Raw genomic sequence first — 20,441 nt, forward strand, 5'->3', positions numbered from 1 at the left:
GATTTCATCCATTTGAACAAGGTGGAGCAACGAGAGAGCCGGTAGCTCGATCGAGACGGCGCCACGCTTCGTCGGACGTTTCGCTCCACTCCCCGGCGAGCGCCTCCGCACGCTCGGAAGCCTCCCGATTGGCGGCTGCTAGCTCGTCGTCGTCCGGGCGGGCGGACTCCACCTCAACGGCGACGACGGTTACGCGCTTGTTCGCGTACTCGGTGCCGAGGTAGACGCGGCCCCGGTCGTCCGTCTCGTTCGTTTTGAGGTCCGTTGCGTCGACCTTCATCCGGGAACGGTACGAATCCACCGCGCGTAGTTTTACCCACTATTACCCATGGATTCCGTAGAAGGGACAGGAGATAGTATGTATTTCAGCGACCTAAACGACGAGATGCACCGAGAGAACCGTTAGCCGTCTCACGATCGGAGATGGTGTCGAGCGCCGTCCCGGCATCCCCCTACCGAGTGCTCACAGGCCGACGGTCACTTCGCGGTCGGCGTCACGTCGCCGACGGCGTCCATGACCTGTAGCGCGGCGCTGGCGGCGAGGCCGCGAGCGACCTCGTCGGCGTCGGCGTCGGCGATCCCGGCCTCAAGCTCGTCGCTGTCGGGGGCGAACCCGGCGGAAACGGGATGACCGGCGGGCGGGTTGACGGCGACAGTCGCCTGGGGGCCGTCGGCCCCGACCGAGAGCTCCGAACCGACGGCGTAGCTGTCCGGGAGGTACGATTCGGTGCGCGAGACGATCCCGGCGACCGTCCGCCTGAGACGCCGTTCCTGTTCCGGGGAGAGATCGACGGGCGCGGGCTCGCCCGCGTTCGTTACGCCCGGCGGACCGGCGTACGGGTTATTGCCGTTCATCGAAGACACGTGCCGTACGCGGAGCTGATTCAAAAAGGCGTCGGCGATGACAGTGCTGCGAGGCGGTTCAGAGGACGGGCTCCGACCGACCGTACGCCGCGATCGTCACTGCGGTCGTGTAGCGGTCGGGCGTCGCCGGCGCGGCCTCGACGTGGACCGAGCGGTCGGTGAGCTCCCACTCGCGCAGGTCCGCACCCGCGTCCAGTCCCGCGTGGATCCGGTCGCGAACGTCGTCGGCGTCCTCGCCGGTGACCTCATAGAAGAGGCCGGGGCCCGGACCGGTCGCCCAGCCGAGTCCGGCGGCGACATCGGGACGGCGGCGCGGCGCGCGCTTGTTAGCGGCGTCTTCCGCCCCCGAGCGCCCGCCCTCTCGGAAATCGACTTCGTCGCTCGGGCCGACCGTCCGGCGCGCCTCGACGACGGTGAGTCGGTTGCCCGCGGGGCCGAGGTCGGGAGCCCGCTCGACCCGCGTGACCGCGGCGTCCGCCGGGACGACGGAGGAGACCGCGACGAGGTTGTAGTTGTGGAGGTTCGCGTCCGCAAGCGCGGAATCGTAGGAAGCCATCGCCGTGTCGGCGACACCGACGCCGCCAGCGACGTGGATCGTGTTCATTAGCGGAGTTCGACGACGTTCGTGGTAAGGGGTTACGGATCGGCTGAGAGGGCCAGCGGCGGCGAACAGGCGCGCTCCGCGGACCGCTCAGTACTGGTAATTGATGACGCGCTCGTCGGTGTTTTCCGCGTCTTGGAGCTTCGCGCGCGCCTGCTCGAAGTCGGCCTGAACGACTTCGGTCCGCCCGTCACGGATGGCGAACATCCCCGCTTCCGTCGCGAGCGAGGCGATATCCGCGCCGCTGTACCCCTCGAGCTCGCGGGCAACGACACCGACGTCGACGTCGTCGGCGACGTTCATGTCGCGGGTGTGGATCTCGAGGATGCGCTCGCGACCTTCAGGACCGGGCTCGGGCACCTCGATGAGGCGGTCGAAGCGACCGGGTCGGAGGATCGCTTCGTCGAGCATATCGAAACGGTTCGTGGCCGCCATGATGCGGATCTCGCCGCGCTCGTCGAACCCGTCCATCTCGCTGAGCAGCTGCATCATCGTCCGCTGGACCTCGGCGTCGCCGGAGGTCTTCGAGTCGGTCCGTTTCGAGGCGACGGCGTCGATCTCGTCGATGAAGATCACCGCGGGCTCGCGGTCGGCCGCCAGCTCGAACAGGTCACGGACGAGCCGAGCCCCCTCGCCGATGAACTTCCGAACGAGCTCGGAGCCGGCCATCTTGATGAACGTCGCGTCCGACTCGTTGGCGACCGCTTTCGCCAGCATCGTCTTCCCCGTCCCCGGCGGGCCGTGGAGCAGCACGCCGCTCGGGGGCTCGACACCGACCGTCTCGAACTGCTCCGGGTTCTCGAGCGGGTCCTCGACCGCCTCGCGGACCTCACGGATCTGATCGTCGATGCCGCCGATGTCGTCGTAGGTGACGTCCGGCGACGCCGTGACCTCCATCGCCTGTGCGCGTGAATCCGTCTCGTCGTCGAGCACCTGCTGGACCGCGAACGAGTCGTTGATCGCGACGCGGTCGCCGGGACGGAGGTCGGCGTTCAGACGGGTCGCCGTCTGTGTCAACACTTCCTGGTTGTTTCCGTGCTGTTTGATGACGACCCCATCTTCGGTGATCTCTTCGACCGAGGCGATGTACAGCGAGGACGTCTTCAGCACTTCGTTCTCGCGTTTCAGCTCGTCGACGTCGGATTTTAGCTCGCCGCGCCGCCCGCGGGCGTCGTCGAGCCGGTCGGCCAGCTCGTCGTTCATCCGGACGATGCGGCGGTAGTGTTGCCGTATCGCCTCCAGCCGCTCCGCCTCGCTCATCTCCGGATCGAGTTCCAGACGAGGGCGATCGGGGAGTGAAGGACTATGAGACATTCGTTACCCGTCGTACGGCGTGCCCGTAAATGTGCCTTTGGGTCACGGCGGTTCGACGGCCGCAGAGCAGCGGCGCTCGATGGGTCCCACCGAGAGTATCACAGTTGATAAATTACCCGGTGGGTTTTATGCCGACGAACGGGAAATCGACACGTATGAGTCGACGAAACGCAACCGCTCGCGGGCCGAAACCGGTCGCCGCGAGTAGCCAACCGACCGCGACCAAGGGGTCATGACCGACCCTCAGTTGACCGCGGACGAGCCCTCCCCAACGGTCCTCGCCGTCGACGACGAACCCGACCTGGCGGAGCTGTATCGGGTGTATCTCGATGACGCCTACGACGTCCGCGTCGCGACCGGCGGCGAAGAAGCGCTCTCGATGATGGACGACACCGTCGACGTCGTGTTGCTCGACCGACGGATGCCGAAGATGTCGGGTCACGAGGTGCTCGACGCGATCCGCGAGGAGGGATACGACGCGCGGGTCGCCATGCTGACCGCGGTCGAACCCGACGTCGACATCGTCGACATGCCGTTCGACGACTACAAAACGAAGCCGGTCACCCGCGAGGATCTCGTCGCGCTCGTCGAAGTGCTGCTCCATCGGGCGGCGTTCGACGAACGGAGCCAGCGGTTCTTCGCGCTCGCCTCGAAGAAGGCGGCGCTCGAAGCCTCCGGGATGACCGGAACGGAAGAGTACGAGGAGTTGATGGACCGGATCCGTTCGGTCCGTTCGGAGGTCGACGAGACGCTCGATCACCTCTCGGCGGAGGACGCGTTCGTCGAGATCACTAGCCACGCACCCTAGATCGAGGGGGTCGGGTGGAGTTATTCGATCCGTAGGTCACCGCCGGCAGCGCCGTCGCCGCCGTGCTCGTCCCACTCCAGCTCGAACTCGATGCTGAGCTCGCCGGGCCCGTCGGCGGGGCCCTCCCGTTCCGCTTTCACCTCGAACGTCGGTCGCGACGGCGGGTCCATCGTCACCGATTGGTCGCCGGCGGCGAGCGTGATACTCTCGCCGGCCTCCAGTGCGTCCGCGACGGTTCGGAGGTACGAGGCGATCTCCGCGCGAGTCCGACCGCTTTCCGACTCGAAGAGGACTTCTTCAGGCATGCCCGGGAGAACGCGCTGTGGGCATATAAACCCGCTCGGGCACGCCCCCTGATCGGGAGCCGGCCGAACAAGCGGCTCGGACGGGCGAGCAAGCGGCTCGGACGGCCGGTTCAAACGGACGGACCGAGCCGCCGTTATCGGAACCCGTCTTCGAACACGAACGTCCCGTCGCGCTGGACGACCTCGCCGTCGACCTCGATAGTGGAGTCCTCGCTCATGTCGACGATCATGTCGACGTGTTCGGCGGACTCGTTGGTCTCGTTCCCCTCGCCGACCGTTTCGGGGTACGCGGAGCCGACGGCCATGTGGACGGTGTCGCCCATCTTCTCGTCGAACAGCATGTTGTACGTGAACCGGTCGATCTGACGGTTCATCCCGATCCCGAGCTCCCCGAGATAGCGCGACCCCTCGTCGGTGTCGAGGATCCCGGTGAGGAGCTCCTCGTTGCGCTCGGCCGAATGTGAGACGACTCGCCCGTCTTCGAATCGAAGGCGGACGCCGTCGATCTCGCGGCCGTACCGGTACAGCGGGAGGTCGAAGTGGACCTCGCCCTGGACGCTGTCGCGGACCGGGGCAGTGAACACCTCGCCGCCAGGGAGGTTCGCCTCGCCGTGGTCGTTGAGCGCCTCGTTGCCGGCGATCCGCATCGTAACGTCGGTGTCGTCGCCGGACCGGATCCGGACCTCGTCGGCGTCGTTCAGGATATCGACCAGTTGGGCTTGGAACTCCCGTTGTGCGTCCCAGTCGAGCGAGACCGCGTCCCAGACGAAGTTCTCGTAGGCCTCGGTGCTCATCCCGGCGAGCTGGGCTTGCGCCGGTGTCGGGTACCCCGTGAGACACCACGTCTTCGAGAGCCGCTCGCGTTTCACGTCCTCCATCGCCCGGTTGTACGCGGCGTTCGTCTCCGGCGCGACGTCGGCGTCCTCGGTGACGTTCGCGCCCCCACGGGCGATGACGAACACGTCCGTCTCCTCGTACAGCGCGCGCCGGTGGGCCGGCTCCTCGAACCCGTCGGCGGCGCGTTTGAACGCCCGATCGGCCCGTTTCGAGTAGTTCAGATACACCGGGTTCGCCCCTCGGTCGCCACAGACCTCGTGGAGGGCGACAGCGAGGTCCTCGGCCTCCGTCGGCAGCTGGATGACGACGTCGTCGCCCGACTCGATCCCGGTCGAGTGGTCCGCGATGATCTCGGCGTGTTCACGTACGCGTGCGTCCATGTCCCGTTCGTCTCGCCCCGACGGATTACCGTTTTCCTTTCCGCGTCCCGAGACGGCGGGGAGCGGCCTACGGCAGACAGGAGCGGCCTACGGCAGATGGACACGGCCTACGGCAGACGGATACGGCCTACGGCAGATGGATACGCCGTGCGGGGTAGCGACCGTGTGCGGCAACGAAACCGTACACAACGGGTTTGACCCCGCCCCGCGTAGACGGACCATGGCCCGGATCGCGTTCCGGCTCGTCGCGGCGACGGTCGGCGTCTCCCTTCTCGTCGGCTACCTGCTCGCGGCGCTGCTCGTCGTCGAGGGGTTCCGCGTCCTCTGGTCGCTCGTGCCGGGGCTCCTCGAACTCGCCGCCCTCCTCGTCGTCGCGGCCGTCCTGTCGACGTATCTCAGCTACCGGTTCGGGACCACCCGGCTCGTCACGGCTATCGAGTCCGACAGCGTCCCCCGTGCTCAAGCCCCGGGGCTCCACCGGCGACTCGACGAGCTCGTCGCCCGGATGGACGTCGCGCGGCCGACGCTGTACGTCGCGGACCTCCACACGCCGAACGCGTTCGCGGTCGGCGGGGACGACGGCGGCGCGCTCGTGATGGACCGCTCGCTGTTCCGGCTCCTTTCCGCACCGGAGATCGAGGCGATCCTCGCACACGAGCTCGCCCACCTGGAGGCGAACGACGGGGTCGTTACCGCGGTCGCGGACGGGCTCGCTCGGACGCTCGTCGGGGTCGCGACGCTGTCGGCGGTCCCAGCGCTGTTAGTGCTCTCCGGACTGGCAGCGGGGTCGGCGTGGATCCGGGGGCGACCCGGCGATCGGTCGGGCGTGTTCTCGCGGCTCCGCCGCGGCCTCGTGGCGGGGCTGATCGGCGGCTTCGTGCTCGCGACGCTGCTCGTTCGAACGCGTTCACGGAACCGGGAGTTCGCGGCCGACGACCGCGCCGCCGAGGTGACCGGGAACCCGCTCGCGCTGGCGCGTGCGCTCCGTCGGATCGAGCGGGCGACCGAGCCCGCGTGGCCGTTCGCGCCGCTGTCGACGCACCGCGAGACGGACGAGGCGATCGAGCGGTGGCTCTCCACGCACCCGTCGGTGGACGAGCGAGTCGAGCGGCTCCGGCGGCGGGCCGAGGCAGCGCGTCTGGGACCGGTCCGAGAGGGATCGACCGGTACGCCAGTCCGGTGAGCGCCCGAGACGCAGATCGGGAGGGAAGCGGTGGGGGAATGCGAGGCCGCTACGCGGGCGTTTATGCCCCTGGCGTCGGATCGTGGGTTCAAGAATGAGCGAGGCCGTAGACACCGACGACGTGCTCGAAGCGCTCGCGAGCCTCCCGACGCTCGCGCATCCGACCGCCTCCCCGGACGGCGACGAGGTCGCGGCGTACTACGACGTCACCGGACGCAACGAGCTCCACGTGCTCGACGCGGACTCGGGTGAGCGGACGCAGTGGAGCGACGGTGACGTTCCCCGGAACGCCCGCTGGTTCGTGAACTGGAGCGCGGACGGCGAGCGCGTCTTCTTCCACGTCGACGAGGACGGCGACGAACAGAACGACCTCCACGCGATATCGCGCGACGGTGCGGTCGAACCCGTCGTCGAGATGGACGGCCAGGTCGTCCTCAACGACGTGGGCGAGGACGGTCGAACCCTGATCCTCGGGTCGAGTCGCGGCGGACAGATGAACCTGTACCGACACGACCTGGATACCGACGAGACGGAGAAGATCACCGAGTACGACCGCGCGACCGGCGGAGCGGTTCTCTCGCCGGACTGCGAGCGGGTCGCCTACACCACGAACGAGCGCGACGACTACGACAACCGCGACGTGTACATCGCCGACGCCGACGGGTCGAACCCGCGGAACCTCGCGCTGGGCGAAGTCGGAGCCGAGTCCGCCCCGGCGGACTGGGGCCCCGACGGGCAACGGCTGCTAGTCGGGGACAACTCGCCGGACCTCGGTCGAGTCGGGGTGTACGACACGGCGTCCGAGTCGGTCGCCTGGCTCGGCGACGACGCGTACGAGGAGTCGCCCACCGCGTTCCTGCCGGACGGGGAGCGCGCCATCGGCACCCGCGCCCGTGACGCGGTCACCGTCCCCGTCGTGTACGACCTCGAAACCGGGGAGGCGACGGAGTTCGACCTCCCTGACGGGGTCGCGAGCTTCGGCGGGGCCGGGAACCCGATCCTCGGCGACGACCGGGTGTTGCTCACACACACCTCGCCGACGACGCGGACGGAGCTCGTGGCGTACGACCTCTCGACACACGAGTACGAGACGCTCGTCGAACCCGAGTACGGCCCGTTCTCCTCGGAGGACTTCGCGGACGCCGAGTACGTTACGTTCGACTCCGACGGCGTGCCAGAGACGCCGCAAGCGGCGGTCGAGCACGACCCCTACGAGACGTTCGAGATCGGGGCGCTGCTGTACGACTCCGGCGAGCGACCCTCGCCGCTCATCGTCAACCCGCACGGGGGACCGCGGGCACGCGACACGAAGCGGTTCGACCTGTACACGCAGGTGCTCGTCTCGCGCGGGTTCTCCGTGCTCAAGATCAACTACCGGGGGTCGACCGGGCGCGGCCGGTCGTTCGTCCGTGAGCTCCACGACGACTGGGGCGGGGCCGAGCAGGGGGACGTCGCCATCGGCGTCGAACACGCTCTCGATGAGTACGACTGGCTCGACGAGGACCGCGTCGTCGTCTTCGGCGGTTCCTACGGCGGCTACTCCGCCTACTGGCAGCTCGTCCAGTACCCCGATCTGTACGACGCCGGCATCGCGTGGATCGGGGTGACCGACCTCGTCGACATGTTCGAGAACACGATGCCGCACTTCCGGACGGAGCTGCTGGAGACGTACCTCGGCACGCCCGAGGAGAACCCGGATCTGTACGAGGAGCGCTCGCCGGTCACCCACGTCGAGAACGTCGACGCACCCCTCTTTTCGATCCACGGCGTCAACGACCGCCGCGTTCCGGTGTCGCAGGCGCGTATTTTCCGTGACGCGCTCCTCGACGCCGGCTATGAGGAGGGTGAGGACGCCGACTTCGAGTACCGCGAGCTCGGCGAGGAGGGCCACGCCTCCTCCGATCAGGACCAGAAGCTCCGCACGTTCCGGCTGCTCGACGACTTCCTCGCGCGGCGGGTCGGCACCGAACCGGCCGGGGTCGGGGCTGACGACTAACACAGCGCGATCACGGCCGACGACCGAGTCGTCGTGGCCGCGATTCGCGCCCGGTCAGTCAGCGAGGGCCTCCGCGGCGACGGGGGCGATCCTGTCGAGCCACAGCCCGTGCTGCCGGGGTGACGGGTGGAGCCCGTCGTCGGCGACCAGCTCCGGCTCGTCGGCGACCCGCCGGGACGGCGCGACGAGGTCCACGAGTCGAGCCCCGCGCGCCGCCGAGGCGTCCTCGACGATCCCGTTGTAGGCGTCGAGTCGGTCGCGGTTGGTGTCGGGGTCGTGCTGCTGTCCGACCGGGGTTAGCGTGTAGTCGGGGATCGTGAGGACGAGCACGCTCTCCGGCCGGTCGCCCGCGTACCCGATAGCGGACGCCAAGAGGGTCTCGAACCGCGGGCGGAACTCCGCGGCCGGCCGCCCCTGAAACGCGTCGTTCGCGCCGATACAGAGGGTGACGAGGTCGGATCCCGGACGCTGGGCGTCCCCATCGCCCCCGGAAGCGAGCTCGCGTTCGCGCGTCGCTTCGCGGAGGTCGTCCGCCGTCCACCCGCCGTCCGCGACGACCGTCGGGTCGTCGAGCGCGTGCCCGTGCGCTTGGAGGCGCTCCGGCAGCCGGGTCGTCCACCGGTCCTCGCGGCTGACGCCGCTCCCGACGGTGTAGGAGTCGCCGAGCGTGAGAAACGACGCCGAGTCTCGGGTTCCACACCCCGCGACGGCGGCTACCCCGCCCATGACTCCCGCCCGAAGCAAGTGACGACGGGAGAGGCGTCGCATACGACCAGCCAGCACCGCGGTCGGTGAAGGTCTTTCGCCGCCAACGCTACGGGTTTTTAGCCACGACCGGCAAACGTCCACGCATGCAGACCCACATCGTCCCGGTCGGGTTCGACTACGACCGGATGATCGCCCCGCTCATCCGGGACCAGTTCGACGTCGACCGGGTGATCCTCCTCGAGGGGACGGTCGGCAGCGAGGCCAACGTCGAGTACTCCCGCAACATCGCCCGGAAGCTCGAACAGGACTTCACGAACCTGCTGGGTGCGGAGACGGTTCGCGAGCGACTACCCGACGTGTACGACTACGACGCCGCCTTCGAGCGCGCGTTCGACCTCATCAACGAGGAGCTCGACCGGGAGGGCCCCGACGGGGAGAGCCGGGAAGTGTGGGTGAACGTCTGCTCGATGCCCCGTCCCGTCTCCTTCGCGTTCGCGACCGCGGCCCACTCGGTCATGGTCGAGCGACAGGCGGACCGCGACCGGATCCACACATACTACACCGCCCCGGAGAAGTACCTCGAAACGGAGCTCGCCGAGGAGCTGCGGGCGAACCGTGACCTCCTGCGTGACCTCCAAGGGGACGGCGACATCGACGACGACCGGATCACGGACCGGCTGACGACGACGAGCGACCTGCTGTCGGAGTTCGACGAGCGCGGGACGACCATCGGTGCGAAGCGGATCGGCGACAGCCACGTGATCGAGCTGCCGGTCGCCTCCTTCCAGAACGTCAAACCGTTCGAGGAGCTCGTCCTGTTCACGCTCGGCGAACACGGGGAGTTCGAGTCCGTCTCGGAGCTCGCGGAGACGCTCGCCGCCGACCTCAACGAGGAGTACACCGACTCGTTCCGATCGAAGGTGATCTACAACGTCGACCGACTCGGCCCCGGCGGGAAGGGGTACATCGAACAGGAGGAACACGGGAAGTCCTACCGGACGCGGCTCTCGCGGATCGGCGAGCTGTGGGTGCGGGCACACGCCGGCGACGACCGGGAGCTCGCGTGAAGCGAGAGCTCGCGCGATCAGCTCGGTCGAGTGCCACTACCGGCCCGTTTTTATCCGTGGGGCGGGGACGGTAACTGGATGACGACGGATCGCGACCTCGACCCGGACGAGTTCGGGTTCGCCGCGCCGGCGACCGACCAGTCGTTCGAGAACGCTCTCGCGAAGGCGCGGGACGGGGTCAGACTCACCGTCGACGACGCGACGGAGCTGCTCGCGACCGGAACCGACACGGCGGGGATCGACCCGGTTCGCAAGGAGGCGGTGCTCGAAGCCGCCGACACGCGACGGCGGGAGACCGTCGGCGACGAGGTCACCTTCGTCGCCAACCTCAACAACAACGTCACGACCGCCTGCAACACGGGGTGTCTGTTCTGTAACTTCAAGGACTCGGCACACGCGTTCGAGGCGGACAGCGACGTCGACCACGCGGGGTTCACCAAGACGCCGGCAGAGTCGCGCGCGGTCGTCGAGGACGCCCTCGATATGGGCGTGTACGAGGTGTGTTCGGTCTCCGGGCTCCACCCCGCGCTCGCGTTGAACGAGGAGCACCACGAGGTGCTCGCCGCCCACGACGACCCCGCGAGCGAGGTGAACTACAAGCCGCCCGAGACGTACACCACGGATCCGGGCACGTACGTCGAGCAGCTGCGGGCGATGGCGGTCGGCGGTGTCCACCTCCACTCGATGACGCCCGAGGAGGCGTACCACGCCGCCCGCGGCACCGACTGGGACTACGAAACCGTCTACCGAGCGCTCGCCGACGCGGGACTCGACTCCGCGCCCGGGACCGCCGCGGAGATCCTCGTCGACGAGGTCCGTGAGGTGATCTGTCCGGGGAAGATCGGGACCGACGACTGGGTCGCGGCGATGGAGGGGGCGATGGCCGCCGGCCTCGATGTCACGTCGACGATGATGTACGGCCACGTCGAGACGGTCGAACACCGCGCCGAGCACTTCGGCGTGATCCGCGACCTCCAAGACCGAACCGGCGGGATCACGGAGTTCGTCCCGCTCTCGTTCATTCATCGGAACACCCCGCTGTTCCGTCAGGGGGTCGTCGACGGCGGCCCCTCGCGGGACGAGGACGAGCTCGTGGTTGCGGTCGCCCGGCTCTTCCTGGACAACGTCGATCACATTCAGGCCTCCTGGGTGAAATCCGGCGACGCCCACGGCCTCAAGCTGCTCAACTGCGGCGCGGACGACTTCATGGGGACGATCCTCTCCGAGGAGATAACCAAGCGCGCCGGCGGCGAGTACGGCGAGTACCGGTCGTTCGACGACTACGTGGAGATGATCACGGCGATCGGGCGGACGCCCGTGGAGCGCTCGACCGACTATCGAACCCGTCGCCGGATCGACCCCGACGACGGCCCGCACGGGCCGACGCTCGGCCCGCGAGCCGACGGCACTCCGATGCTCGCGGGCCGACCCGGGACGGGTACCGCCGACGGCAGCTCCGCCAGCGCGGACGATTAGTGGGGCAGGCGCGCATCCGCCGCGGCGACAGTATCACGTACAACCCGAGGAGCCGCGGCCCCTCGATCCCAGCGAGCGGGAACAGTCGAAACCGGTTTGCCAATGGTTCACGGTAACACGTATGAGATGCCCGTGTCCGATGAAGAGTCCGACGGCAACTCGCCGACGCTCACGCGCTCGGACGAACGAGTGCTCGCGTATCTCGACGACGTCGGAAGCGACTACGGAGCGTTCATCGCTGGAAACACGGGGCTGTATGCGGATCACGTCGAGTCACGCCTCCATGTGCTCGAATCGGCGGGGTTCGTCGAGCAGGTCACCGGGGAGCCGGTGTATCGACTCACCGACACCGGGCGCGAAGCGCTTCGCGAGGACTGCCCACGCTGGTCGGATTAACTCGGATCGGGTTCCGGTCTCGACGGCGCTAGCACGCCCAAGCGCACGACGACGGTCACCGACCGAGGTCGGCGTGTGCGGAGGCGAGATGTCGGGACCCGAGCGCGGCGAGCAGCGATAGCTCGCCCGCGAGCGCGCCGACCGCGATCGCTTCGGCGAGCGCGTCGCCGTTGCTTCCGGGAGGATCGCCGCCGCCGCGGACGCCAAGTACGTCGAGGCCGGCGGCCTGCGTCGGCAGCTTCGTCCCGCCGCCGACCGTTCCGACCTCCAGGCTCGCGAGCGACACCGAGACGTAGAGGCCGCCCTCGGGCGTCAGTTCGGCGGTCGTGATCGCGTTCGCACCCTCGACGACCTGTGCCTCGTCCTGGCCCGTCGCGAGGAACATGGCCGCGACCGTGTTGGCGACGTGTGCGTTGAAGCCGAGCGACCCCGCCTTCGCGGAGCCGACGTGGTTCTTTCGCGTGTTGATCTCGGCGACCGCCTCGGGCGTCGTGTGAAGCCGGTCTTCGACGACCTCGCGGGGGATCTCCACATCGGCAGCGACCGACCGGCCGCGCCCCTCGACCGCGTTGACCGCGGCGGGCTTCTTGTCGGAACAGAGGTTACCCGAGAGCGCGACGAGCGAGGCGTCCGTCTCCGCCTCGATCACGTCACAGGCCTCGCGGGTGGCGATGGTGACCATGTTCATCCCCATCGCGTCCTTCGTGTCGAAGGCGAACCGGAGGTAGACGTTGTTGCCGACGACGTACGGCGTGACTTCGCGGAGCTCGCCGTGGCTGGTCGTCGACTCCGCGGCCGTCCGCAACGTGGGGACGTTGTCCCGCACCCACGAGGCGAGCGCTTCGGCCTCGGCGACGTCGGCGACCCTGAAGACGGGCGCACGGGTCATTCCGCTTTTCGTGACGCGCGCAGTCGCGCCGCCGGCCGCGTCGATGACCGAGCAACCGCGGTTGACGGACGCGACGAGCGCCCCTTCAGTCGTGGCCATCGGGAGGTACCGCGACCCCGACAGCGACCCACCGTCGACCGTGACGGGGCCGGCGACGCCGACCGGTACCTGAACGCCGCCGATCATGTTGTCGATGTTCGGGTCGGCGTCGGCCGCGTCGAACGCGTACTCCCCGAACGCGTCGACGTCGGCCCCGGACTGCTCGGCGACGACTCGCCGCCGGACGGTCGCCGCGGCGTCGGGATCGACGTGCTCTTCGAGCTCGTGGAGGCGGACGTCACCGTCACGGACGCGCTCGACGAGCGTCGAGATCGTTGGCTCGCTCATGCCCGCGTCTCCTCACGGCGGGCGCTAATGGCTGTCGGTTCCGGGGTTCTCGACGACCGTCCGATCGCGAGTCACGACGACCGTTCGATCGGATTCCGTGACCGCCGGCCGGCATCGCCGGAACGCCCTACCGTCGGACGAAATCGGAGAGTCGCTCCCGCAGGCTCTCCCGGCCCAGCGTGAGGTAGTAGGCGTCCCCCCCGTCCTCGTAGTAGTTGTCGATCCGTCGTTCGACTTCGAAGCCGACGTGCTCGTAGAAGCCGAGCGCCGACTCGTTCGTCGTCCGGGCGTGACAGGAGACGGACCGGTGTTCCTGGGCCACCTCGGCGACCAGCCGCTCGCCCAGCCCCTGCCCGCGATACTCGGGGTCGACGGCGAGAAAGAGCACGTAGCCGTCGCGGCGGACGGACGCGAACGCGATGAGGCGGTCGTCCTCGAACAGGAGATACGTCGTCGAGCGCCGATAGGCGTCGACGAAGAAGCTCCGTCGCTGGCGAAGGACGCCGTCGATACGACGGATCCGCTCTTTGAGCTCCCACGCCTCGATGACGTGTTCGGACTCGCCCGGCGGATCGGTCCGCTGCTCCACGTTGACGCTCACTGGGACTGGATAACACGCCAGCGGGATATAACTCCACCGGGACGACGGCGATGCGAGGGGTCCTACGCCGACGCGACGGCCGGTCCGCGACGATGCGACGGTCGTGCTACGCCGACGCGACGGCCGGTCCGCGACGATGCGAGGCCTTCGACCGCGAGCACCGATACGACAGCGGTGACGCTGTGACACAACCACGATAGTTTTTGTCGTCGTCGTACATGGATCGGGGTAATGCCCAGCGAGTCGACGACGAACCGGCAATGGCTCCGGCGGGCGTTCCTCACCGGGGTCGCGGTGGTCGTTCCGTTCGTCATCACGGTATTCGTCCTTGCGATCGCGTTCAACGCAGTGTACGACTACCTCGACTGGTTCTCCTCCGTGCTCGCGACGGTGTCGCCCCAAGTCGTCGTTCCGGTCGTCGGACGGATCGAGCGCGAGCTGCTCATCGAGCTCGCGACGCCGGTCGTGTTCGTCACGGCGATCGTCTTTATCGGAGCCGCGGTGGATTCGACACGGTACGGCGAACGCGCCGTCGACTACGTCGATTACGTTATCGAAGCGGTCCCCGGGATCGGGTCGGTGTACGAGGGGTTCAGACAGATGAGCGACGTGATGTTGGAGTCAGACGAAGCGAACTTCCGGGAGGTCGTCCTCGTCGAGTTCCCGACGGAGGGCGTGTACACGGTGGCGTTCGTGACGAGCGAAACGCCGGACGCGGTGACCGCGCCGAGCGGGGAGGAGTCCATGCGGACGTTGTTTATGCCGATGGCACCGAACCCGGTGATGGGTGGCCACGTCGTCTTCGTCCCGGAAGACCGGATCGTCGACGTCGATCTCACGGTCGAACAGGGGATCCGCGCGCTGGTGACGAGCGGCGTCGCCCTCGAAGAAGCGGTCGACGGTGCGGAGGGCCTCTCTCGGGAAAAGCTGCGACAGCTCTCCGTCACCGGACAGGTCGACGAGCGGTTCGATCCGCCGAGGGTGGGGAACGAGGCGGAACAGGGGTCAGACGGAGCGGAACCGGGATCGGCCGGTTCGGGGCCCGAAAACGGGACGGAGACCGAAAGCGACGAAGGGGCAGGAAACGGAGGGCAGCCGCTCGGCACCGGGTTCGATCCGGGGGGCGACGGCGATGACAACACGGAAACCGATCGGAGCCGAAACGGCGGATCGTGACGTACGAACTCCGCGATCACACCGCCGACATCGCCGTTGAGGCGACCGGCCCGACCCTCTCCGCGACGTTCGCGGCGGTCGCGGACGGGCTCACCGCCGCGAGCTGCGACTCGGTTCCGGGGACAGGGGGCGATCGGTTCCGGGTCGAAGTCCGCGCGGAGAGTCGGGAGGGGCTGCTGTTCGACTACCTCGATCACCTGATCTACGAGCGTGACGTGCGGGAGGTGCTCCCCGCCGACCACGACTGCCAAGTGCTGTCGCCGAAGGACTCGGGCCCGAGCGCGGCGTGGACCGTCGAAGCGACCGCGCGCGGCGTACCGCTCGACCGCGTCGACGCGCGGGAGGTCAAGGCCGTCACCTACTCCGAGATGACCCTCAAACCGAGGGACGACGGCTGGTACGCGTACGTCGTCTTCGACGTGTGAGCGGCCCGGCCGACAGGCAGACGGGTAGTCGATTCCTACGTAATTCGACCGGTAAATAGGTCCGAAACCGTTGTTCAAGCGCATTTCGGTCGAAAGCGTTATGCCGTTGTGTGGCGTGTGTTGTCATATGTCACAAACCAGTCAGGCCGCGTGGCGAGCGGGCGCTGTCGGCGGCGCGGTCGCCGGCGTCACGATGGGGGTCGTGTTACACGGGCTCCTCGGGCTGATGCCGACGATCGGCGCGCTCATCGGCGTCGAGACGGTCCTCGCCGGCTGGGCGGTTCACCTGTTCAACAGTACGGCGTTCGGGGTGTTGTTCGTCGCGATGTTCGACAGACCGTTCTTCGATGACCTCCGAAACGACGTCGGCGGCTGCCTCTCCCTTGGCGTCCTCCACTCCGCGCTGCTCGGCGTGATCACGGGTGGTCTGCTGTTACCCCTGTCACTCGCGCTCGCGGGAGCCACGTCGCTACCGGTCCCCACGCTTCCGCTGCCGGGCGTGACGGCGGGCCTCGAGTTCGGCGTCGGTATCGCGGTCGCCCACCTGATCTACGGCGTCGTGTTGGGTCGCGTGTTCGCCGCGTTCACCCTCGCGGACGGGGCGATCGGGTGGGTTCCCGTCGATCCAGCCGACCGATAGGCGCGCGGCCGCCCGACGTAACGCCCTTCCCCCGTCGCGTCGAATCCTCGGCTATGACCACGCGCGAGTTCGATGGGATCCGGTTGGAGAAGGTGCGAGAACACGTCTGGGAGATCCCCCGCGAGGGGGAGATGAACGTCCCCGCACGGGTGTTGGCCAGCGAGTCGCTCCTCGAAGAGATCGGCGAGGACGCCACCCTCCAGCAGCTGCGGAACGCGACGCACCTCCCGGGGATCGTCGAACCGGCGATCTGTATGCCGGACGGCCATCAGGGGTACGGGTTCCCGGTCGGCGGGGTCGGCGCGATCGACGCCCACACCGGCTGCATCTCGCCCGGCGCGATCGGCTACGACATCAACTGCGGCGTGCGGATGGTCCGTACCTCGCTCACCTACGACGACGTGCGAGGCCGCGAGGAGGCGCTCGTCGACGCCCTCTTCGAGGCGATCCCGTCCGGGCTCGGCGGGGGCGGCGTGATCGACGGCGACGCCGACGCGATCGAGGGTGCGCTCGAACGTGGCGTCGAGTGGGCCGTCGAGGAAGGGTACGGGATCGAGAGCGACCTCGCACACTGTGAAGACGAAGGGCGACGGCCGGACGCACGCCCGGAGTACGTCTCACAGAAGGCGATGGACCGCGGACGCAACCAGATGGGGTCGCTCGGCTCGGGGAACCACTTCCTCGAAGTACAGCGCGTCACCGACGTGTTCCGCGACGACGTTGCGGACGCGTACGGTCTACACGAGGGGGAAATCGTCGTCCTGATCCACTGTGGCAGTCGCGGGCTCGGCCATCAGACCTGCAACGACTATCTCCGACGGATCGAGACGGAACACGGCGACCTGCTCGCCGACCTGCCGGACAAGGAGCTCGCGGCCGCCCCCGCCGGCTCCGAGCTAGCCGAGGAGTACTACGGCGCGATGAGCGCGTGTATCAACTTCGCGTGGGTGAACCGCCAGCTGATCACCCATCAGGTCCGCGAGACGTTCGGCGAGGTGTTCGACGCCGACCCGATCGACGACCTGGAGATGGAGCTGTTGTACGACGTCGCACACAACATCGGCAAAAAGGAGACGCACGAGGTCGGCGTCGGCGAGGACGGGCTTCCCGCCACCGGCGACGAGGTCGTCGACCGGGCGGAACGCGAGCTGTACGTCCACCGGAAAGGCGCGACGCGGGCGTTCCCGGCCGGACACGAGGACGTGCCGGCCGTGTACCGCGACGTGGGACAGCCGGTGATCATTCCCGGGAGCATGGGTGCCGGGTCGTACGTTCTCCGAGGTGGGTCGGAGTCCATGCGCGTTTCGTTCGGGTCGACCGCTCACGGGGCCGGCCGACTGATGAGTCGGACACAGGCGAAACAGGAGTTCTGGGGCGGCGACGTCCAAGACGACCTGGCGAGCGAGCAGTCGATCTACGTGAAAGCGCAGTCGGGCGCGACGATCGCCGAGGAGGCTCCGGGCGTCTACAAGGACGTCGACGAGGTGATCCGCGTCAGCGACGAGCTCGGGATCGGCGACCGGGTCGCCCGGACGTTCCCCGTCTGTAACATCAAGGGCTGACCGCGGACCGGCGCGTCGCTCGCGACCACCCGCCCTCCGTGGTCGCGACGGCTTATATCCGATACCGCGCCCAGTTCGCGTCGGAATGACGGGACACACGCGCGGTCGTGAGGGATCGATGGGGACGAGCAGGCGGTCGCTGCTGGGGACCGCCGGCGCGATCGTCGTCGGTGGGATCGCGGGGCTCGGGGCGCTCGGCGCGTCGAGCGAGCCCGCCGCCGCCGTCGACGGCGATCCCGCCGCGTTCGAGGCCGGCGACTCGCCGACGGTCACGAGCAACGACGGGCGCGTCGAGTCGGTGTACCTCTCACCGCGTGTCGAGGTCTCGTGGACCGACTTCGGCGACGGCGTCGACGCGGTGACGGTCACGCTCGCAGTTGGCGGTCCGGCGGGCGTCGATGAGGTGTATCGGGAGACGGTGACGGCCGAGGCCGCCGACTCGACCCCGGACGATATCGCGAGCGTCGAGCGGTTCGACGCCGGGAGCGTCGCCGGCGACCTTGCGGTCGCCTTCGAGCGCGCGGACGCGACCGAGCGCGGCGACGCGGTGACGAGTGACCGACTGAGCGATCCGACCCTCGCCGGCGGCGAGACGTCGTCGACGACGCTTGATCTCGTGTTGCGCGCGGACGTCGTCGGCGGGCGCGACGAGGCGACCGTCGTCCGCACGACGACCGTCGACGTGTCGGTGGAGAACCCCCCGGGCGACGCGGGTGCCGGCGGAACGGTCGACGTCGACACGGCGTGACGGTCGACACGGCAGAACGATCGATGACGCGGAGCGCGCCTGACTGGCCCGCAGTCGGACGTTCCTGCCCGTCCGCTTACTGTCCGCCTGTCGCTTTCCGACCGAGGTGTTCCTCGACGGCCGCGACCTTCTCGTCGGCGCTCGCGTCGACCGTCCGTTTGTCGTCGATCTTCAGGAACGTCGAGACGCGGTCGCCGTCGACGGCCTTGTGGGCCGCCCCGACCGCCGCCAGGAGGGTGTCGATGTCGTCCGCCTCGATCACCGTACCCATCGGGTTCGTCTCGTACCACACGTCGTACGCGTCGAGCGCGTCGACGGCTTTCGCGACCTCGCCGGACATGCTTCCTTCACGGACCGGTGCGACGCTCAGCATGGCGATCACGGTCATGGTCGAAGGTTCGTCGCGTTCGGGGATAAACCCGGGTCACGAACGAGCGACGACCGCACCCGGAGTCAGTCCTCGAACGCGTCTCGGAGGAAGGAGAGCTGGTGACCCATCGCCGGCTCGAAGTCCGCGCCGAACGGGGTGAAGTGGTCGGCCGGCATCGTGACGACGGTGCCACGATCGAGGTCGCTTCCGGCGGCGACGACGCCGTCGACCGGAACGATCGCGTCGTCGGTGCCCGCGAGCAACAGCGTCGGGGCGCGTATCTCGCCGATCCGCTCGCCGGGCCGATAGTTCACGAGTCGGAGCAGCGACCGCGCGGGGGTCTCGTTGCGCCAGCGCGACTCGCGGTCGACGAGGTCGAGGTATCCCCGCTTCGATCCGGGCTCGGTGATGGCGGCCAGCTCCTCGCGGCTCCCGGCGATCGGCACGCTTCGACCCCGCCCGAGTCGGTGGCCGAGGAGGTCACGGACGCCCCTCACCCCCGCGCGAGCGACGTACTTCGGCCCACGGGCTCGGACGATCCGTCGGGCGTCGAGCAGCGGCGTGACGGCGACGACGGCATCGATGTCCCGGCGGTCGGCGGCGAGCGTCAGGACGTGGCCGGCCGACAGCGACGTGCCCCAGAGGACGGTCTCCCGACCGACGGCGTCCACCTCGCCGAGACGGTCGATCGCGGCGGCGTAGTCGGCACGCTGGCTCGCGGGGTGGATCACCTGCTCGTCGCCGTCGGACGCGCCGAACCCGCGGTAATCGAACAGCAGCGCCGCGTACCCGGCGTCGGCGAACCGTTCGGCGATCGCGGGGTAGCCGAAGGACCGCTCCGCGCCGAGGCCGGGTGCCATCACCACGGTCGGCGGGTCGCTCCCGTCGCCGCCCGGCAGATAGAGGGTTCCGCGACACGTCTCGCCGTCGACATCGAAGGAGAGCGTTCGAGTGGCGAACCGCTCGCGAGGGGGCCGTGCCAACCGTCGCTGCGCCCGGTTGACCGGGTTCCGGCGGGTCACGGCGTGGGACCCTCCGCACCGGCGTCGACGTGTGTGAGCGTTTCGAGGACGCGCGTCGAGAACTCCGTCTCGCTGATCTCGTAGTCGATGAGCGCCTCGAACCACTCCGGCTCGGCCGCCCACGTGCCGAGCGGGTCCCCGGGCGACCGGACGACGGTCGCTTCCACGCGGACTGGCTCCCACTCGTCAGCCTCGGCGCGGTCGATGAGGGCGTTGAGGGCGCGACCGATCTCGCCGTGGTGGACCTCCCGTCCGGGGAAGGCGGTCATGTACGTCACCTCCAGCGGATCGCCCGTGTCCACCGCCTCGACGCTGATCCCGTAGGTACGGAGGGTCGGTTCGATCCCGCCCACCGTCTCGTCATCGCTCATACCGGACGGTCGGCGGGGCGGGATAAATCGGTACCGGCGCGCCGCGGTCGGCTCGATGAAACCCACGACTCCGCGGATATCGTCGTTCAGATGCGCCTTCGAAAAGCCGCTGGCGGGGGCCGTCACGACGGACGGCCGGATCGGTTCTGTCAGAGGCACACGATCCTCCCGCGCGGCCGTTTCCGACGACACCGCGCTATCGGATAAACCATCGGTGAACAGGATTTCAGTTATTCCGCTTACACACGGACGGTCGGAGGGCGGAAGCCCGCCGCGTACTGCGGGGAGGAGGTCACTTATGACCCTGCCGGGAGA

General features: G+C 68.5%; 23 protein-coding genes. 11 read left to right on the forward strand and 12 right to left on the reverse strand.

Annotated features, from left to right (window positions below):
- Positions 1-4: 4 nt before the first annotated feature.
- The 4 genes from ACZ5TV_RS03830 to pan2 all read right to left on the reverse strand — a co-directional run bounded on the left by ACZ5TV_RS03830 (position 5) and on the right by pan2 (position 2,779).
- Positions 5-280, reverse strand: coding sequence for a hypothetical protein (locus ACZ5TV_RS03830; RefSeq protein WP_379783025.1), 276 nt, complete (start codon positions 278-280; stop codon positions 5-7).
- A gap of 197 nt (positions 281-477) precedes the next feature.
- Positions 478-855, reverse strand: coding sequence for a DUF5811 family protein (locus ACZ5TV_RS03835; protein ID WP_379783023.1), 378 nt, complete (start codon positions 853-855; stop codon positions 478-480).
- Between the two features lie 67 nt (positions 856-922).
- Positions 923-1,468, reverse strand: coding sequence for a pyruvoyl-dependent arginine decarboxylase (locus ACZ5TV_RS03840; RefSeq protein ID WP_464384121.1), 546 nt, complete (start codon positions 1,466-1,468; stop codon positions 923-925).
- 87 nt (positions 1,469-1,555) lie between these two features.
- On the reverse strand, positions 1,556-2,779 hold the full coding sequence (pan2, locus tag ACZ5TV_RS03845; protein ID WP_464384122.1) for a proteasome-activating nucleotidase Pan2: 1,224 nt from the start codon (positions 2,777-2,779) through the stop codon (positions 1,556-1,558).
- 232 nt (positions 2,780-3,011) lie between these two features.
- On the opposite strand from pan2, the gene ACZ5TV_RS03850 reads away from it, so the two are divergent.
- Entirely contained in the window at positions 3,012-3,587 is a 576-nt protein-coding gene (locus tag ACZ5TV_RS03850; protein ID WP_379782546.1) for a response regulator, read from the forward strand.
- A gap of 20 nt (positions 3,588-3,607) precedes the next feature.
- On the opposite strand, the gene ACZ5TV_RS03855 is transcribed toward ACZ5TV_RS03850, so the two are convergent.
- Both ACZ5TV_RS03855 and ACZ5TV_RS03860 read right to left on the reverse strand, forming a co-directional pair.
- Positions 3,608-3,892 (reverse strand): amphi-Trp domain-containing protein, encoded by a 285-nt coding sequence (locus ACZ5TV_RS03855; protein ID WP_379782549.1) that lies wholly within the window; start codon positions 3,890-3,892, stop codon positions 3,608-3,610.
- A gap of 134 nt (positions 3,893-4,026) precedes the next feature.
- Entirely contained in the window at positions 4,027-5,109 is a 1,083-nt protein-coding gene (locus ACZ5TV_RS03860; RefSeq protein WP_379782551.1) for an aminopeptidase, read from the reverse strand.
- A 220-nt stretch (positions 5,110-5,329) separates the two neighbouring features.
- Here ACZ5TV_RS03860 and ACZ5TV_RS03865 point away from each other — a divergent pair, with 220 nt between their 5' ends.
- Both ACZ5TV_RS03865 and ACZ5TV_RS03870 read left to right on the forward strand, forming a co-directional pair.
- Positions 5,330-6,292 carry a M48 family metallopeptidase gene (locus ACZ5TV_RS03865; protein ID WP_464384123.1) on the forward strand — a complete coding sequence of 321 codons (963 nt, stop codon included), beginning with the start codon at positions 5,330-5,332 and terminating at the stop codon, positions 6,290-6,292.
- Between the two features lie 94 nt (positions 6,293-6,386).
- Positions 6,387-8,288: a S9 family peptidase gene (locus ACZ5TV_RS03870; RefSeq protein WP_379783371.1), complete on the forward strand. Its 1,902-nt coding sequence runs from the start codon at positions 6,387-6,389 to the stop codon at positions 8,286-8,288.
- Between the two features lie 54 nt (positions 8,289-8,342).
- On the opposite strand, the gene ACZ5TV_RS03875 is transcribed toward ACZ5TV_RS03870, so the two are convergent.
- Entirely contained in the window at positions 8,343-9,056 is a 714-nt protein-coding gene (locus ACZ5TV_RS03875) for an SGNH/GDSL hydrolase family protein (RefSeq protein ID WP_464384124.1), read from the reverse strand.
- Positions 9,057-9,139: 83 nt separating this feature from the next.
- Here ACZ5TV_RS03875 and ACZ5TV_RS03880 point away from each other — a divergent pair, with 83 nt between their 5' ends.
- The 3 genes from ACZ5TV_RS03880 (at position 9,140) to ACZ5TV_RS03890 (ending at position 11,935) form a co-directional block, all read left to right on the forward strand.
- Positions 9,140-10,063: an HFX_2341 family transcriptional regulator gene (locus ACZ5TV_RS03880; protein ID WP_379782797.1), complete on the forward strand. Its 924-nt coding sequence runs from the start codon at positions 9,140-9,142 to the stop codon at positions 10,061-10,063.
- 78 nt (positions 10,064-10,141) lie between these two features.
- Positions 10,142-11,539 (forward strand): 7,8-didemethyl-8-hydroxy-5-deazariboflavin synthase subunit CofH, encoded by a 1,398-nt coding sequence (gene cofH / locus ACZ5TV_RS03885; RefSeq protein ID WP_379782799.1) that lies wholly within the window; start codon positions 10,142-10,144, stop codon positions 11,537-11,539.
- Between the two features lie 126 nt (positions 11,540-11,665).
- Positions 11,666-11,935 (forward strand): DUF2250 domain-containing protein, encoded by a 270-nt coding sequence (locus ACZ5TV_RS03890; protein ID WP_379782801.1) that lies wholly within the window; start codon positions 11,666-11,668, stop codon positions 11,933-11,935.
- A gap of 55 nt (positions 11,936-11,990) precedes the next feature.
- On the opposite strand, the gene hmgA is transcribed toward ACZ5TV_RS03890, so the two are convergent.
- Together hmgA and ACZ5TV_RS03900 are read right to left on the reverse strand one after the other, a co-directional pair.
- On the reverse strand, positions 11,991-13,211 hold the full coding sequence (hmgA, locus tag ACZ5TV_RS03895; RefSeq protein ID WP_464384125.1) for a hydroxymethylglutaryl-CoA reductase (NADPH): 1,221 nt from the start codon (positions 13,209-13,211) through the stop codon (positions 11,991-11,993).
- A gap of 127 nt (positions 13,212-13,338) precedes the next feature.
- Complete coding sequence (locus tag ACZ5TV_RS03900; protein WP_379781837.1) at positions 13,339-13,812, reverse strand: GNAT family N-acetyltransferase; 474 nt, start codon at positions 13,810-13,812, stop codon at positions 13,339-13,341.
- A 231-nt stretch (positions 13,813-14,043) separates the two neighbouring features.
- Here ACZ5TV_RS03900 and ACZ5TV_RS03905 point away from each other — a divergent pair, with 231 nt between their 5' ends.
- The 5 genes from ACZ5TV_RS03905 (at position 14,044) to ACZ5TV_RS03925 (ending at position 18,363) form a co-directional block, all read left to right on the forward strand.
- Positions 14,044-14,988 (forward strand): DUF502 domain-containing protein, encoded by a 945-nt coding sequence (locus tag ACZ5TV_RS03905; RefSeq protein ID WP_379781835.1) that lies wholly within the window; start codon positions 14,044-14,046, stop codon positions 14,986-14,988.
- A complete protein-coding gene (locus ACZ5TV_RS03910; protein WP_379781833.1) occupies positions 14,985-15,413 on the forward strand; it encodes an archease in 429 nt (142 codons plus the stop codon). Before ACZ5TV_RS03905 ends, ACZ5TV_RS03910 begins: the two co-directional genes overlap by 4 nt.
- 127 nt (positions 15,414-15,540) lie before the next feature.
- Positions 15,541-16,053: a hypothetical protein gene (locus ACZ5TV_RS03915; protein WP_379781831.1), complete on the forward strand. Its 513-nt coding sequence runs from the start codon at positions 15,541-15,543 to the stop codon at positions 16,051-16,053.
- A gap of 53 nt (positions 16,054-16,106) precedes the next feature.
- The gene (locus ACZ5TV_RS03920) at positions 16,107-17,615 is read left to right on the forward strand and encodes an RtcB family protein (RefSeq protein ID WP_379781829.1); all 1,509 of its coding nucleotides are present in this window, start codon (positions 16,107-16,109) and stop codon (positions 17,613-17,615) included.
- An 85-nt stretch (positions 17,616-17,700) separates the two neighbouring features.
- On the forward strand, positions 17,701-18,363 hold the full coding sequence (locus tag ACZ5TV_RS03925) for a hypothetical protein (RefSeq protein ID WP_464384126.1): 663 nt from the start codon (positions 17,701-17,703) through the stop codon (positions 18,361-18,363).
- Positions 18,364-18,439: 76 nt separating this feature from the next.
- Here the strand turns inward: ACZ5TV_RS03925 and ACZ5TV_RS03930 are convergent, their stop codons facing one another.
- From ACZ5TV_RS03930 to ACZ5TV_RS03940, 3 genes are all read right to left on the reverse strand, one after another.
- A complete protein-coding gene (locus tag ACZ5TV_RS03930) occupies positions 18,440-18,751 on the reverse strand; it encodes an MTH1187 family thiamine-binding protein (RefSeq protein ID WP_379783861.1) in 312 nt (103 codons plus the stop codon).
- Between the two features lie 65 nt (positions 18,752-18,816).
- Positions 18,817-19,755 (reverse strand): alpha/beta hydrolase, encoded by a 939-nt coding sequence (locus ACZ5TV_RS03935; protein ID WP_464384127.1) that lies wholly within the window; start codon positions 19,753-19,755, stop codon positions 18,817-18,819.
- Positions 19,752-20,126, reverse strand: a complete 375-nt coding sequence (locus ACZ5TV_RS03940) for a DUF8159 domain-containing protein (RefSeq protein ID WP_379783855.1) — start codon at positions 20,124-20,126, stop codon at positions 19,752-19,754. The genes ACZ5TV_RS03935 and ACZ5TV_RS03940 overlap by 4 nt, the downstream gene beginning before the upstream one ends.
- Positions 20,127-20,441: the final 315 nt, after the last annotated feature.

It is taken from the genome of Halorubrum tibetense (assembly GCF_055396225.1).

Coding starts and splice junctions, on each gene's coding strand:
- ACZ5TV_RS03830 (WP_379783025.1), bottom strand. CDS start 280: ATGAAGGTCGACGCAACGGACCTCAAAACGAACGAGACGGACGACCGG.
- ACZ5TV_RS03835 (WP_379783023.1), bottom strand. CDS start 855: ATGAACGGCAATAACCCGTACGCCGGTCCGCCGGGCGTAACGAACGCG.
- ACZ5TV_RS03840 (WP_464384121.1), bottom strand. CDS start 1,468: ATGAACACGATCCACGTCGCTGGCGGCGTCGGTGTCGCCGACACGGCG.
- pan2 (WP_464384122.1), bottom strand. CDS start 2,779: ATGTCTCATAGTCCTTCACTCCCCGATCGCCCTCGTCTGGAACTCGAT.
- ACZ5TV_RS03850 (WP_379782546.1), top strand. CDS start 3,012: ATGACCGACCCTCAGTTGACCGCGGACGAGCCCTCCCCAACGGTCCTC.
- ACZ5TV_RS03855 (WP_379782549.1), bottom strand. CDS start 3,892: ATGCCTGAAGAAGTCCTCTTCGAGTCGGAAAGCGGTCGGACTCGCGCG.
- ACZ5TV_RS03860 (WP_379782551.1), bottom strand. CDS start 5,109: ATGGACGCACGCGTACGTGAACACGCCGAGATCATCGCGGACCACTCG.
- ACZ5TV_RS03865 (WP_464384123.1), top strand. CDS start 5,330: ATGGCCCGGATCGCGTTCCGGCTCGTCGCGGCGACGGTCGGCGTCTCC.
- ACZ5TV_RS03870 (WP_379783371.1), top strand. CDS start 6,387: ATGAGCGAGGCCGTAGACACCGACGACGTGCTCGAAGCGCTCGCGAGC.
- ACZ5TV_RS03875 (WP_464384124.1), bottom strand. CDS start 9,056: ATGCGACGCCTCTCCCGTCGTCACTTGCTTCGGGCGGGAGTCATGGGC.
- ACZ5TV_RS03880 (WP_379782797.1), top strand. CDS start 9,140: ATGCAGACCCACATCGTCCCGGTCGGGTTCGACTACGACCGGATGATC.
- cofH (WP_379782799.1), top strand. CDS start 10,142: ATGACGACGGATCGCGACCTCGACCCGGACGAGTTCGGGTTCGCCGCG.
- ACZ5TV_RS03890 (WP_379782801.1), top strand. CDS start 11,666: ATGCCCGTGTCCGATGAAGAGTCCGACGGCAACTCGCCGACGCTCACG.
- hmgA (WP_464384125.1), bottom strand. CDS start 13,211: ATGAGCGAGCCAACGATCTCGACGCTCGTCGAGCGCGTCCGTGACGGT.
- ACZ5TV_RS03905 (WP_379781835.1), top strand. CDS start 14,044: ATGCCCAGCGAGTCGACGACGAACCGGCAATGGCTCCGGCGGGCGTTC.
- ACZ5TV_RS03915 (WP_379781831.1), top strand. CDS start 15,541: ATGTCACAAACCAGTCAGGCCGCGTGGCGAGCGGGCGCTGTCGGCGGC.
- ACZ5TV_RS03920 (WP_379781829.1), top strand. CDS start 16,107: ATGACCACGCGCGAGTTCGATGGGATCCGGTTGGAGAAGGTGCGAGAA.
- ACZ5TV_RS03925 (WP_464384126.1), top strand. CDS start 17,701: ATGACGGGACACACGCGCGGTCGTGAGGGATCGATGGGGACGAGCAGG.
- ACZ5TV_RS03930 (WP_379783861.1), bottom strand. CDS start 18,751: ATGACCGTGATCGCCATGCTGAGCGTCGCACCGGTCCGTGAAGGAAGC.
- ACZ5TV_RS03940 (WP_379783855.1), bottom strand. CDS start 20,126: ATGAGCGATGACGAGACGGTGGGCGGGATCGAACCGACCCTCCGTACC.